This is a genomic window from Halomonas sp. XH26 (assembly GCF_024138895.1).
GTDB classification, from domain to species: domain Bacteria; phylum Pseudomonadota; class Gammaproteobacteria; order Pseudomonadales; family Halomonadaceae; genus Vreelandella; species Vreelandella alkaliphila.
This window is the reverse complement of sequence record NZ_CP071889.1, coordinates 3,454,034-3,467,500: the sequence shown is the minus strand read 5'-3', so window position 1 is coordinate 3,467,500 and position 13,467 is coordinate 3,454,034. Positions and strand designations below refer to the sequence as shown.

Sequence of the window (13,467 nt, the reverse complement as noted above, 5' to 3'; positions counted from 1 at the left end):
AACGTTCAACCGTTGAGCGCTTGAGTCACGGCATTGCCTAACGTGGATTCTAGCTCCGCATCTTTTTGCAGGCAGGCGTTTAAACCAGGCGTCTGCATAAGGGTTGAACTAGGTGAGTCGCCAGTGAGCAAAATAAAAGGCAAAGTAACGTCTTGTTCACGCAGCATTTCCAAGAACTCTACCCCATTGATGAGCGGCATATGCATGTCGCTAACAATAAGCGCGATACTGTCCAAGCTATCTAACAGCTGTGTGGCCTCCATGGCATCATTGGCCATGACCGTTGTATAGCCATGGAACTCTAGCAGCGTTGCTGTCATTTCACAGGCCAACGGGTCGTCATCTACGACCAATATTTGCATGATTAACCTCCGTCCTGGCGCATGCTCAGCCGAGTAGCGCTTTTAGCGTATCCACCAAATTGTTCTGATCAAAGCTACCTTTGACAATATACGCATCGGCGCCTACTTCAATGCCGCGCCGACGATCTGCTTCTTTTTCTCGTGATGTGATAATGATAATCGGCTTATAACGATAAATCTCATTTTCTCGCAGACTCGCAGTGAGCGCAAAGCCATCCATGACAGGCATTTCAACATCGGTGAGCACTGCATCAAACGAGTCAGCTAAGGCTTTATTCAGACCATCACGGCCATTTTCTGCCAGGGTGACCTGATATCCCCAAGCTTCTAATACATCTTTTTCAATTTCTCGGGTGTTCAGAGAGTCATCGACGACGAGTATACGATGTGTCTGGGGTGGTTGATCCGTTTTAGCTAGCGCTTTCGGGGCATAGCGGCGCGAGTGTTCCAGCAGCGTCGGCACGTGTAATAGGCTAACCAGCGTATTGCGCCCTAGCGTGACCATGCCAGAAACCAGTGGTAAATGGCGTAAATGCGCGGGCAACGGCTTAATTACCATATCGCGTTCATCCACCAAGGCATCAATAATTAGCGCAAGTTTTTGATGACGTTGATGTACGACAAGTAACAGTAAGTTGTCAGCATCAGTGGGCGTATAGGGTAAGTCTAATAATTCCGCTAGTGAAACGACCGGCACGAACTCGTTGCGCAGGATCAGTGTTTTTTGCCCGGCAGCATCAATAAAGTCCGTTGATGCATGCTCTACAAGCTCTGACACATAAGGTGCTGTTACACCTAGCGTGACAGCGCCCACGTTGATCAGGAGAACGCGCATCATGGCTAGCGATAAAGGCAGGCGTAGGGTAAAACAGGTACCTTTGCCTGGATGGCTGGTTAGACGTAAATCACCGTTGAGCTCGTCAATGACCGTACGTTTGACGACATCCATCCCCACGCCACGACCTGAAAAGTCGGTAATCAGGGGTTTGGTTGAGAAGCCGGGTAGGAAAATAAGTTCTAAGGTTTCCTGCTCGGTTAGGGTAAGCAGCAGCTCTTCACTGAGTAGTTGCTTGGAGAGTGCCTTGTGCCGGACCGCATCTAGGGAAATACCCGCGCCGTCGTCACGCATTTCAATCACTACCCAGCTGCCGTCTTGCCAGGCCTCTAGCGATAACTGCCCCCGTATAGGCTTGCCTGTTGCCTGTCGCTCACCGGGTGTTTCCAGGCCATGATCTAACGCATTCCGCAGTAGATGAATGAGCGGGTCCGAGAGGCGATCTATCATCTGTCGGTCCAGCTCAATCTCACTGCCGTGAACACGGCAATTGACTTGTTTGCCTAGCGAATGGGCAAGGTCTCTGGCCATTTGCGATAAGGGGTCAAACACCACGCTCAGCGGCAGCATGCGCATTTGCAGAGCTCGGTCATGGAGATCGCTCATTAGACCGTCGTGGGAAAGCACGCTGTCCTTCAGCTCGCGGCTAAAAGCGTTAAAGGGGGCCTGCTGATGTTTGGGTAACGAGGCGCCAAGGCTGCGTGCCTGTTCTACGAGTGAGTGCAGATGGTGGTGCCCTGATAACACTTCCCCCATCAGGCGAATAACGTCATCTAGGCGGTCAAGACGCACGCGTACCGTGTCTGTTAAGCGTAGCTCTTGAGCCGGAAGAGCAGGGCTTTTCATTGCCGGTGGTGCAGCGTTGAGGGCTGCGTTCTCTGCTTTATCGTCCTCGGATACGGTTGTTTTAGGAGGGAGAGCGGGGGGCGGCTTTCCCGCCGCGGTGTTTTCCAGGGCTTGGCAAAGCTGATTGTCGGCTTCCGCTAGCTCTGCTGGAGAAACGCCTTGGGCAAGTTGGCTAACTAGGTCAGACAGCGCGTCCGTGGCTTGATTAAGGAGGCTCGTGACATCAGGTGAAGCGGTTTGTGTCCCATCGCGTAGTGCGCTTAGCAGCTCCTCTGTACTGTGAGCGATCGCCGTAATGGGCGTCAGTTTCAGCATACGCGAAGAGCCTTTCAGCGTATGTGCCGCACGAAACAGCTCATTGATACGTTCTTGATGGGTATCGCCTTGTTCTAGCGCTTCAATACCTTCTCTTAACCGGGGCAAGTGGTCTGACGCTTCTTCAATAAAGCGCTGAATAAAGCGTTTAATATCCAGTGCCATTAACCCACTCCCTGTGTCGTTGCTTGTGCACCAAGATAGCGAGTTGCCAAAAAGTAGGCATCCCCTGGAGGAATAGGCGGCGCAATGACACTTAATCCACCATCCGCCTGTTTTGACGCGTCCAGTAGGCGAATAACCGCTGCATAGCCACGCTTTCGTTGTCCGGGAGCATCGCTAAGCTCGCCTAGTCGGAAAAGCTCAGCTTGAAAAAAGTGAGCTGGCCAGCACTCAGGAGCAACGTAAATGGCTCGCTTAAAGTAGTCGTAAGCGTCAGCAAAGTTCTGCTGCCAGCGAGCCACTAAACCCGCCAGCAGTAACGCATCCACACTCCAAGGCTGTTGCACTAGAAGGTCAGAAAGTAGCGCGGCTGCTTCTGAAAATGCATTCTGGTTCAGTAAATGATGAGCTTGCTGCAAAGCCGCGTTAAACGATGTTATCGGCTGCTTGTGCTCAGATTCATTCTCAGGTGGTTGTGGAGGCGTCTCTGACAACACCGCTAGGGCTGGCAACGGATCGTCGCGATAGGGTGGCTCATCATTTGCAGGTAAGGCACTGGGCAAGGTGCTCTCTTGGAAAAAGAACACTCCTTGAGCCTGATGCAGTTCCAAAATGCCCAGGTCGTTGCCTAATGTTTCCGTGACACCGCACATCAAAATCCCGTGTGGTTCCAGCAGTTGCTTTAGGTGGCGTTGTATATCGCGTCGGGTCGCTTCGTCAAAATAGATCGATACGTTGCGAAATAAGATGACGTCGAAGGGGCCAAGCTTGTCAGCGTTTGGCTGTAATACGTTAAATGAGCAAAAGGTGACCCACTGACGAAGCGCATCATCTATTTTTAAGCGTCTGCCCTCTGGGCGAAAATAGCGGTGCTTAAGCGCAGGGTTCAGTGCCCGAAACGACATGCCGCTATAAATGCCTTTTTGAGCTTTACTAAGAACCTGCTGATCAACGTCTCCTCCCGTAATATGAAAGAGTTGCTTGGCACGCTCTCCGTAGCGCTCAAGCAGCGCAATAGCAACACTGTAAGGCTCTTCGCCTGAAGAACATCCAGCGCTGAAAATAGCCAATGGTTTACCTTTTTCAGCCAGCCGCCGAGGGAGGTAGGTATCGGCTAACCAGTGGAGTGCTTCGGGCTCCCGGTAGAAGTAGGTTTCGTTCACCGTTAACTGACTGATAAAGCGATCAAACATCGCTTCGTTTTGCTCTAGTTGTGCAATGAGCTTCGAGGTGTCGTTAATATCAGTGTCTGTTTGAAGTGCCTCCACTGCTTTAACGAGACGAGCTTCAGCGAGGCCCTCTAAGTGCAAACCGCAGCGGCGATGCACCAGATCCTTGAATGGCGTCAGCGAGCTCATAGCGATTTCGTCCAGGTAGACAACCGTTGCCCACTGGTCTCGCGAATGAGTCTGGCAGGGAGTTCATCAAGGGAAACAATATGCTGGATAACGCCGGCACTAACCGCTTCTTGGTTCATGCCATAAATAACCGAGCTGGCTTCGTTTTGGGCAAAAGTACACCCTCCCGATAAATGAATAGCGCGCATGCCGCTAACGCCATCACGACCCATGCCCGTTAAAATCACCCCAATAGCCTCTGGGCCATAAACATCAGCTACGCTCGTTAATAGCGCATCGCAACTGGGGTGATAAAGTGAATTATCTGGGCTCTGCTGTAGTTGCAGGCGGTGGGACGGCGTGACACGCAAGTTGCGTTCCGATGGCGATAGATAAATAAAGCCTGGCTTTAGCGGTTCACCATGCTGAGCAACGCAAACCGGCATTGAACAGAGCGATGTCAGCCAGTGCGCCATGCCTTCAATAAAGCCATGGCTGATATGCTGGGCAATCACCACAGGTGCAGGAAAGTTGGTCGGCAGCTTGCTAAGTAAATGGGCGAGTGCCTGCGGCCCACCGGTTGAGCAAGCAATGGCGATAATACGCTGAAAAGCTTTCGGCCTATTATGGCGATCAACAGGCGGCGTGTTTACCGGCGCAACGGGCATGGCGGAGGTTGATCGACGCCGTAGGCGGGTAATAACGGCTACTCCCGAAAGAAGCCGAACACGCGCGAGTAGTCGTTGTGCGTCTTCATCATCAAGAGTCGGCTTCGGCATCACTTCTAACGCGCCAACGTCGAGCGCTCGGTAAGCTATTTCGGCATCAGAACGATCGCTTACCACCAGGATAGGAACCCCCTTGGTATGCATAATTTCTTCAATGGCGCTGAGGCCGTCCATGACCGGCATATTCAGATCCATTGTGATCAACTGCGGCGATAAGCGGCGGGCAAGTTCAACTGCTTCACGCCCGTTGCTGGCTTCACCAACAATTTCAATGTCGCCATCGCGGGTGAGGATGTCGCGCAGCACATCACGTGCCAGTTGACTGTCGTCCGCCATCACTACCCGAATTACACTCATCGCAGCGTCCTCACGAAGGGCGTTGGTGGTTTGCATCCTGTTGAGCCAATGTAAACTCCTGCACCAGCGCATTTAACTCTGCCGACATGTTGATCATATCTTGGCTGATCTCGGTAATGCTGCGTACTGACTGTGCATTACGTGAGCTGGCTGTATCAATGTCGCGCAAAGCAATAACCACCTGGTTACTAGCAGTTTTCTGCTGTTGAGTTGACAGTGATATTTGCTGCGCTGCGCTACTGGTTTGGCTCGCCGCTTTGAGTAGTGCATCCAGGTCTTGAGCGGTATTAACACTGACTTCAACACCTTTCTCTATCGAAGACGCTCCCTTTTCAGAGGCGACAACTAAACGATTTATCGCATTTTGAATTTCTTCGGTGTGGCCTTCTATCTCTTGGGTTGAGTCAGTAACACTATCCGCCAAGCGACGTATTTCGTTTGCAACAACAGAGAAACGGCGACCTGACTCGCCCGCACTTGATGCCTCTAGTGCGGCATTAAAAGCAATCAGTTTAGTTTGCGCAGCAAGGGTATTGATCAGCTCCATGACCTTGCTGATTTGTTTAGACTTAGCGCCCAGTGCCATAATTTCTGTCAAGCTCTGTTCGCTGTCGCTGCGAATATCCTGCATTTTTGACTGCAGCAGCTGCATCGCTGTGCTGCCCTTACGGCTGCGTTCAAGCGTTTGATTAGCTACCTCTACCACGGATTGCGAATGATCAGCGATTTGTGTGGATGAGGTTGAAAGCTCCTCCATGGTCGAGGTTATCTCAGCCACTGACGAGGCCATTTCTTCTACAGCGGCGGCCATCGTCTGGTTCGCTTCATGACTAATGTCCCCGCCTTGAATGCCCGACAATCCCGCCGTTTGCGCTAAGCGATCGGCCACTTGAGTGAGTGCCAGTGCGTTGTTGGAAACTGCCATAATGGTGCGAGATAAGCGCGCTAGCAGCTCGTTAGTCTGATTTGCTAAATCGCCAATTTCAGCCTGGTCATCTGTGTTGACACGGCGGGATAAATCTAGGCTGTTGGTAATCTCTTTAAGCTGGCGTTGAAGGCGAGTTAAGGGGCGAATCAAGCTGCCGGTAAGTGGGTATAAAATAATTAACCCGCCTAAAAGGATCACAAGCCCGAAGCCCGTCGATGCCAAAAAGCGTTCTCTGATGGAGCTTAAATACTCCTCTTTAGAAACTTCAATCATCAAGTAGCGCTGCAGCTCGGGTAGCCAGCGAGTGGAAACTAAAAAGGTGTGATTATCACGTTGGATTTCGTGTACACGAAGTTCTTTTTCATCTTGCAGTAGGCTGGCTGATTCCTGGCTTTGAAGCGCTGCCAGTGACGTCTCGTCACTGCGAATAAGTAGCTCACCTTCCGCATTGAGTAACGCGGCGCGGCCGGTTTCGCCAAGTCGAAAGTCTTCAATTAGCTGCGCCAATCGAGAAAGATCCAGCCCCGCCCCAGCAACAATAAGAGGACGGCCATTGAGTGCCTGTTCACGACTACGGAAATTTAAAAAGACAAACGCTTCTTCTGGTGAAAAAGTATCACTGTCTAGGTTTAGATTATAAGCAGTATCGCTATCGGTAAACTGATAGTACCAATCATCATCGCCGCCGGGCGCTTGTAGCGTCCGCTCTAGAAACTCTCCATCGCGGTACTGGAAGTAGTAGCCGCGCCCTTGATATTGAGCCGCAATAAACAACAGTTCGGTGTCGAGCTGTTCCATCAAACGTGACAAATAGCGCATGACGTCCGGCTGGTCGGTGTCTGGCATTCCGTTGCGCACCCACTGCTCAATGAAATAGCTGTCGGCTAAGCTTTCTGACAACGCTAGCGCTGGGCTAAGCCTAAGCGTCAACCGGGTGGCAAGACCCTCTACCTGAGTAGGCAGCTCTTCGTTTAGCAGGTTTTCCAAGCGCGCCTGGCTATGTGAACGGGCCTGCAGGTAGAGCGCTAGCAACATAGCCAGTGCCAATACCGTTCCAAACGAGATAAACAGTCGTAACCGTAATGGCAAGGATTTCCAACGCGCTGTCATTATCGCTTCTGCTCCAAGTTAACTGGTGACGCTAGTAAGTAGGAAAGTGCTAACACTGATTGCTTAGCGTTAAATAACGTTACAAGAAGCCTATCATATGACGATTTCAGCGGCTTTTATGAAGGCTGTCCAGTTTTCTCATTAATGCTACGTCACGCGACAGACAAATACGGTGGCAAAGATGCTGGACTATGCGATGAAATCAAGCGTGATGAGTGGTCGCCAAGGCAACAGTATTGTGACATGGACTGTGCAGCTTGATCCGTGTGACTTAGCACTTGTGACTTAGCACTTGTGACTTAGCTCGTGTGGCTTAGATCTTGTGACTTAGCCTCTCCTTCCGTAGTGACTAACCACCGTAGCGACTTGTAAAAAGGGTGCCGAGGTAGTAAAAAACCGCCTTATTTATTCTTTATTGCTACTAAAGAATAATAGTTGAATCGTTTCATCTCCTTAGAATGCCCGTGAATATTGGTAATTTTACCTACATTCACTGCGTCGCCTGCCGATAAGCGACTACTCCCAAGGACCTTCCCATGCATGCCCTAACGCTGGCATCGTTTCTCTTTTTTACCGGCCTAGTGGCCTTTGTTACGTGGCGCATCACACGCAGAGATGATCACCGAAGTACGAGTGGCTATTTCTTAGCCGGAAGGACACTAACCTTTCCACTAATAGCCGCCTCAATGCTGATGACCAATCTCTCAACTGAGCAGATGGTTGGGCTAAACGGTTCCGCGTTTACCGATGGTCTGAGTGTTATGGCCTGGGAAGTGATTGCGGTGATCGCTTTGGTAGCACTGGCGCTGTTTTTCCTACCGCGCTTTCTTAAAAGTGGAATTGCAACGCTCCCCCAGCTGTTGGCAATACGTTTTGATAACGGTACTCAGCTGATTGCCAATGTAATTTTCTTGATTGCTTACGCCGTTGTGCTGTTGCCTATCATTCTCTATTCAGGGGCTATTGGTTTACAGGGCATGCTTGATCTTCAAGGGCTTACCGGTATTCAGTCGAGTACGGCGCTGCTATGGGGCACGGTATGGGTGGTCGGTTTAATTGGTGCGGTGTATGCGCTATTTGGCGGTCTGCGTACGGTGGCAGTATCGGATACATTGAATGGGGTGGGGCTGCTAATTGGCGGTTTCGTGATTGTTTACTTCGGCCTTCAGGCAGTGAGCAATGGCAGTGGCATCATGGAAGGCTGGAGCATTCTGAAAGAGAGCGATCCGAGTAAATTTAACTCGGTAGGCGGTCCTGACCAGCAGGTACCGTTCTCGACTATTTTTACCGGCGTCCTGTTGCTTCACCTGTTTTACTGGACGACGAACCAGCAAATTATTCAGCGCACCTTTGCGGCAAAAAACCTCGCAGAAGGCCAAAAAGGCGTGTTGCTGACCGGCTTCTTTAAACTGTTAGGCCCGCTCTATCTGGTGCTGCCGGGGATCATTGCTTACCACCTTTACGCCGACCAAGGCGTTCGCGCGGACGAAGCGTATGGCCACTTGGTGTTTAACGTGTTGCCGCCGTACCTAACAGGTTTCTTTGCTGCGGTAATGGTCGGGGCGATTCTCTCCTCGTTTAACTCGGCGCTAAACAGTACCACCACGATTTTCAGCCTGGGTATCTATAAAGGTGTGCTGAAAAAAGATGCCACTGAAGAAGAGGTCGTGAAATCAGGCAAGGTATTTGGCTGGATTATGGCCGTAACGACCATGATTATTGCGCCACTGTTGGCAGGCCAGGATAGTCTATTTGGCTATCTGCAGAAGATGAACGCGATTTACTTTATCCCTATTTTAGCGGTTGTTCTGGTGGGGCTTCTGACGAAACGCGTGCCTCCCATGGCGGCTAAAGTAGCGTTGGTAGGGGGCTGTTTGCTGATCGCCGCTGGCTACTTTGTTCCGCCGTTTAACAAGCTGCCGATGGTGATGCATGAGTTCCACTTTGTCGCCGCTGTGTTCGTGCTGTTGGTTGCCGTGATGCTGATCATTGGTAAGCTGCGTCCCCGCGCCACCGCCTGGGTGCAAGAAGATTCGGGCGATGTCGATCTCACGCCTTGGAAGGGCGCTGTGCCAACCGGTATTGTGCTTGTGGTATTAGTGGTGATTATGTACGCCTCATTTGCAGGCTGACCACCGCTAACACAACGCAGATATTGCCACTGACGCCCCGCTAAGCGGGGCGTCAGTGTATTGCCGTTTCCTTAAAAATCTCCCGGTGCGCACTGCAGGCAAGTAAGTCCGAGTGCGCGCCACTGGGCGACTACCGCGTCACGGTCATCCAGCACCAGCCAAGGCGCAAAGCCGTCGCTACGCATTTGATTGAGTAGCGAGGCTTTCACCTCTTCATCATCTACATGGTCATCGCCTTGCGGGCGCAGGTACATAGCATCAAAGGGAATGGTGTGGCGCTCTAACCAGCGCTGGGTGTGCTCACGGTGGCTGTCAGGTCGGCCGCTGCAGATAACGATCTGTTGGCCTTGGGCCTTCAGGATCTTAACCAGCTTGGCTACCGCGTCGATCACCGGCGCTTCAGCCATATGGGCAAAAAAAGGATCCCACTGCTTGGCGGGGCCAAGAACCCACTCGTGTACGTCGGTGGGGTGGAATTCGGCAAGCGTGCCGTCAACATCAACAATCACTGCGGACATTATTAATTTCCTAAACAGTTAAATGGGCGGTAGGGCGCGTGGCCGTATGCGGTTGAATCTCTAAGGTGCGATGGATGCGTAGCCGCTGTCCCAGGCGTTGGCGCCATTCGCTTAAGCAGTGTCCAGTGAGCAGGGTAAATAGCGGCACTACCTGAGTGGCCCTTAGCTGGTCGGCAAGCGCTACCAGATGAGATGCACGCAGATGAACATTCCAGCGTTGCCAGCTTATCTCGCCTGCGGCAAGCTGAGTTTGGCGTTCAGGTGTTAAGTAACCGGTGTGCAGTAGCTGGTAATTGGGCCATTGGTCGGGCGTATCATTGCGATCACTGACCAACTGCAGCGCTGGCTGCGAAGCATTCCGCCGTTTTAGCAGTGCGCTAATCGCACTGTCGAGACCTGGGCGGCGTAAGTCGCTTGGCAGTGCTAGCAGTGCGGCGAGGTTGTCGCGAATAATCGGGTCAATGGCGAAAGGGAACTGACAATGGTCTGCCTCTTCCGACAGCCACAGGGCCATTTCCAGAGCGCGCCCTGTTTCAGGCACCGGTAATACTAACGGCTGGTCAAGCTGCAGACGAATAGCCTGCACGCAGCTTTCCTGGGGTTGGTCGTAGTTGCCATAGGAAGCGTCCAGCAGCGCCGTGCGTGCAGGTGGCGGTGTATCGAAAGGAAACAAACGGGATTCAAAACAGGCATCGCCGCTGTAGAAAATACCGCCATCCACGTCCAAGTGCAGCCAAACGCCGCCCAGCGAGTGCCCAGCCTGTCCGGTGGTCACCTTGATACCTTCGACCATAAGGCTTCCACGTGCTGGCAAAGGCTGCCAAGCGCGATGTTTAGGCAATGTGTTGGCGACTAAGGGCGTGCAGTAGAGCGGAATGGTATCGGGCAGTTCGGCAACGCCACCGATATGGTCAATATGGTCGTGGCTAATCAGAATAGCGTCTACGTCCAAGCCATCTGCCCAGGTGATAGGCTCCCCAGGGTGCAGCGCACCCCCTGCGTCCAGCAGCAGCCGTTTTCCGTTGGTTTCGACCACGATAGCAGCTGGGCCTTTACCCCCCAGCCCGCTTAATAGATGAATACGGGCGCTCATTGGTCAGGCTCCAGACACCAGCCTTCCAATAGCCGCAGCGCGACTTGTTGGCCCTCTTCAAGCGCGTGGTGATGGTAAGCCAGCAAGGCTTCGCCGCTGGGCAGACGCAGGTGTAACTCGTAGCGTTCACCACGAAAGGTCAGCCGCTCGACGCGCCCGGTGAGGTCATGTTCATTGGGAGCTTGGGCGTCTACGCGAATATGTTCGGGGCGAACCAGGACGGGTTGACGTGCAGCTTGGGCGCGGGAGTTGTGTGCCGCAGCCAGCCCTTGCATCAGGGCGCTTTCCGTTAGCCGCTGCCCTGGCGCGCCGCTGGCAATGGCCAACTGGCTACCTTGACCGATAAAGCTGGCCACCCATTCGCTGCGCGGTTGGCGATAAAGCGCTTCGGGCGTTGCCCACTGTACTAGCTCACCGTCGCGCATTACGGCAATGCGGTCGGCCATCGCCATGGCTTCGCTTTGATCGTGAGTGACGTACACCATCGTCGCGCGGGTACGGCGGTGGAAATCCACAAAGCTGTGTTCCATGGAGGCACGCAGATTACGGTCTAGGTTGGCCAGCGGTTCATCCAGCAGTACAACCGCAGGGTCGGTCACTAGACAGCGGGCTAGCGCGACCCGCTGGCGCTGACCACCGCTTAGCTCCTGTGGCGAACGCTGTGCATAGGGTTCCAAGGCTACCTGAGCCAGTGCATGAGCAACTCGGCGTTGATACTCACTGCCCTGAATGCGGCGCAGTTTGAGTGGGTAACCGACGTTGTCGGCCACGTTCATATGCGGCCAGAGCGCGTATGACTGAAACACCATCGCCATGTTGCGCTGTTCTGGTGGTACATGGTGATGGCGGCTGGCGAGTAGCGTATCGTTCAGGCGTATTTCGCCGCCAGTGACATTTTCGAACCCCGCCAACATACGTAGCATGGTGGTTTTACCGCAGCCGCTGGGGCCCAGCAGTGCCACAAATTCCCCTGGCGCAATCTCTAGCGAGAGATCATTGACCGCGCGATGGTCGCCAAACTGTTTGGTGACCTGTTGAATTGCTAGCCCTGCCATGGCACGACTCCTTTGGGTAAACGAGGGGCGAGCAGGCTGAGCGACAGCATCAGCGTGGCGACCATCAAGACCACCAGTACCGATACCGCCGATGCCAGCACGCTCTCACCGCCCTCATCAAGGTTAAAAATCAACACGCCCAGCGTTTCGTTGCCGGCGCTCCAAAGCAGTGCCGATACCGTCAGCTCGTTCACCGCCAGCAGGAAGACCAACAGTCCCCCGGCAAATAGCGATGGTGCAATCAGCGGCAGTACGATCGTGGTTAGCCGCCGCCACGGGCCTGCCCCCGCCAGTTGTGCGGCTTCTTCCAAGGAGGGATCAAGCTGGGCCAGGCTGGCGCTAACGGGTTTGAGGCATACCACTAAAAAACGCGCCAGATAGGCCACAAAGATCAGCCCGAGCGTGCCGTAGAGCGCTACGTTGATCAGCGGCAGAGGGCGTACGAACAGCAAAATGCAGGCGATCGCCAGCACCACACCAGGCAGTGCGTAGGGCAGTTCAATAGCGCTGAGCGTCAACTGCTGGAGACGGGGCGGGAGTCGCTGCAGGCGATATGCTAGCGGCAGGCTGCACAGCATAAGCACCAGCGCGGCACCGCCTGCTAGCCATAGGCTGTTGCGCACAGCGCGCCAGGTGGCGCCTTGGCGGCCAATCACTTCGTGATAGGCGTTTAATGTCACGCTATCGAAGCTAAGGGGAACGCCCATGGCGGGCACCAATGAGCTGACCACCAGCGCTGCGAGTGGCGCGACGAGAATCACCAATAAAACGCCGACGAGTGCGGTCGTCACCGCTGGCCGAAAGCGGCCCAGCGTAAAGTCATGAGAGCGGCCACTGTGGCCGCCTAAACCAAAGCGGCTGCGATTCATCCAGTATTGCTGCAAGGCAACGCCTGCCAGTGCCAGCACACCAATCAATAACGATAGCGCTGCCATTTCCGCCAGCACGCCAGTACCAAAGCTAGCCATACGCTGGTAGATCAGCGTCGGTAACACGTAGTAGCCCGCTGGAATCCCCAGCATGGCAGGGATACCGAAGTTGCCCAGGCTAGAAATAAACGCCATCGCCGCCCCGGCAATTAAACCGTGCCGAGTGACTGGCAAAATAATCTGCCCCCAGACTTGGGTCTGGCGCGCGCCGCTGATACGGGCCGCTTCGATAAGCTCGCGGGGGAGTGAGATCAGTGAGGTGCGCAGTGCTAAAAAGACCAGCGGTGCGCTTTGGATTCCCAGCAGCAGGGCAATGCCTTCCGCTGAGTAGAGCGGCTGGGGGCTGCCCAGCGGCGGTGCCATACCAATGCTTTTCAGCAACGGGCTGGCGGGGCCGAACAGCTGTAGCCAGCTCAGCGCCGTCACTTGGGGAGGAATCATCATCGGCAGCATAAAGCAGAACACAAGCCATGCTTTGCCACGGATGTCGGTCAGCGTAATCACGAAGGCGAATAGGCTACCGAGCACCAGCGCAATCAACATGCCAAGGCCCGAGGTATACACACTGTGCCACAGCGCTCGCCAAGTACTCGCTGCGTTAAGCACCTTCCATAGCGGTGATTCGCTGCCCTGGCCAAGGTCACTAAGTGCCTCAGCCAGTAGCCGCAGGCTAGGCGCTAGGCTTAATAGCACCACCGTGAGTGTGATTAGGCTGAGCAGCCAGCGATGCTGGCTGCCAACGTTAAGCGACGGTGTCATG

General features: G+C 53.7%; 10 protein-coding genes. 1 reads left to right on the top strand and 9 read right to left on the bottom strand.

Going from position 1 to position 13,467, the window contains the following annotated elements:
- Positions 1-5 precede the first annotated feature (5 nt).
- The 5 genes from J4377_RS15915 to J4377_RS15895 are packed head-to-tail and all read right to left on the bottom strand — an operon-like array spanning position 6 to position 6,980.
- Entirely contained in the window at positions 6-362 is a 357-nt protein-coding gene (locus J4377_RS15915; RefSeq protein WP_253486132.1) for a response regulator, read from the bottom strand.
- Between the two features lie 25 nt (positions 363-387).
- Positions 388-2,523, bottom strand: a complete 2,136-nt coding sequence (locus J4377_RS15910; protein ID WP_120386284.1) for a response regulator — start codon at positions 2,521-2,523, stop codon at positions 388-390.
- The gene (locus J4377_RS15905) at positions 2,523-3,878 is read right to left on the bottom strand and encodes a protein-glutamate O-methyltransferase CheR (protein ID WP_095603706.1); all 1,356 of its coding nucleotides are present in this window, start codon (positions 3,876-3,878) and stop codon (positions 2,523-2,525) included. Before J4377_RS15905 ends, J4377_RS15910 begins: the two co-directional genes overlap by 1 nt.
- On the bottom strand, positions 3,875-4,942 hold the full coding sequence (gene cheB / locus J4377_RS15900; RefSeq protein WP_253486131.1) for a chemotaxis-specific protein-glutamate methyltransferase CheB: 1,068 nt from the start codon (positions 4,940-4,942) through the stop codon (positions 3,875-3,877). The genes J4377_RS15905 and cheB overlap by 4 nt, the downstream gene beginning before the upstream one ends.
- A gap of 10 nt (positions 4,943-4,952) precedes the next feature.
- The gene (locus tag J4377_RS15895) at positions 4,953-6,980 is read right to left on the bottom strand and encodes a methyl-accepting chemotaxis protein (protein ID WP_038478542.1); all 2,028 of its coding nucleotides are present in this window, start codon (positions 6,978-6,980) and stop codon (positions 4,953-4,955) included.
- A 536-nt stretch (positions 6,981-7,516) separates the two neighbouring features.
- On the opposite strand from J4377_RS15895, the gene J4377_RS15890 reads away from it, so the two are divergent.
- The gene (locus J4377_RS15890; protein WP_038478539.1) at positions 7,517-9,112 is read left to right on the top strand and encodes a solute:sodium symporter family transporter; all 1,596 of its coding nucleotides are present in this window, start codon (positions 7,517-7,519) and stop codon (positions 9,110-9,112) included.
- Between the two features lie 71 nt (positions 9,113-9,183).
- Here the strand turns inward: J4377_RS15890 and J4377_RS15885 are convergent, their stop codons facing one another.
- Genes J4377_RS15885 through J4377_RS15870 form a run of 4 tightly spaced genes read right to left on the bottom strand, consistent with a single transcriptional unit; the run spans position 9,184 to position 13,466 of the window.
- Positions 9,184-9,630 carry an HAD family acid phosphatase gene (locus J4377_RS15885; RefSeq protein WP_038478536.1) on the bottom strand — a complete coding sequence of 149 codons (447 nt, stop codon included), beginning with the start codon at positions 9,628-9,630 and terminating at the stop codon, positions 9,184-9,186.
- A 10-nt stretch (positions 9,631-9,640) separates the two neighbouring features.
- Entirely contained in the window at positions 9,641-10,723 is a 1,083-nt protein-coding gene (locus tag J4377_RS15880; RefSeq protein WP_253486130.1) for an MBL fold metallo-hydrolase, read from the bottom strand.
- Positions 10,720-11,778: an ABC transporter ATP-binding protein gene (locus J4377_RS15875; protein WP_253486129.1), complete on the bottom strand. Its 1,059-nt coding sequence runs from the start codon at positions 11,776-11,778 to the stop codon at positions 10,720-10,722. Before J4377_RS15875 ends, J4377_RS15880 begins: the two co-directional genes overlap by 4 nt.
- Entirely contained in the window at positions 11,766-13,466 is a 1,701-nt protein-coding gene (locus J4377_RS15870) for an iron ABC transporter permease (protein ID WP_198349466.1), read from the bottom strand. Before J4377_RS15870 ends, J4377_RS15875 begins: the two co-directional genes overlap by 13 nt.
- Position 13,467 lies beyond the last annotated feature (1 nt).

What these genes read in the sequence shown, in the direction of transcription:
- J4377_RS15895 (WP_038478542.1), bottom strand. Translation starts at nt 6,980, where the DNA reads ATGACAGCGCGTTGGAAATCCTTGCCATTACGGTTACGACTGTTTATC.
- J4377_RS15890 (WP_038478539.1), top strand. Translation starts at nt 7,517, where the DNA reads ATGCATGCCCTAACGCTGGCATCGTTTCTCTTTTTTACCGGCCTAGTG.
- cheB (WP_253486131.1), bottom strand. Translation starts at nt 4,942, where the DNA reads ATGAGTGTAATTCGGGTAGTGATGGCGGACGACAGTCAACTGGCACGT.
- J4377_RS15910 (WP_120386284.1), bottom strand. Translation starts at nt 2,523, where the DNA reads ATGGCACTGGATATTAAACGCTTTATTCAGCGCTTTATTGAAGAAGCG.
- J4377_RS15905 (WP_095603706.1), bottom strand. Translation starts at nt 3,878, where the DNA reads ATGAGCTCGCTGACGCCATTCAAGGATCTGGTGCATCGCCGCTGCGGT.
- J4377_RS15880 (WP_253486130.1), bottom strand. Translation starts at nt 10,723, where the DNA reads ATGAGCGCCCGTATTCATCTATTAAGCGGGCTGGGGGGTAAAGGCCCA.
- J4377_RS15885 (WP_038478536.1), bottom strand. Translation starts at nt 9,630, where the DNA reads ATGTCCGCAGTGATTGTTGATGTTGACGGCACGCTTGCCGAATTCCAC.
- J4377_RS15875 (WP_253486129.1), bottom strand. Translation starts at nt 11,778, where the DNA reads ATGGCAGGGCTAGCAATTCAACAGGTCACCAAACAGTTTGGCGACCAT.
- J4377_RS15870 (WP_198349466.1), bottom strand. Translation starts at nt 13,466, where the DNA reads ATGACACCGTCGCTTAACGTTGGCAGCCAGCATCGCTGGCTGCTCAGC.
- J4377_RS15915 (WP_253486132.1), bottom strand. Translation starts at nt 362, where the DNA reads ATGCAAATATTGGTCGTAGATGACGACCCGTTGGCCTGTGAAATGACA.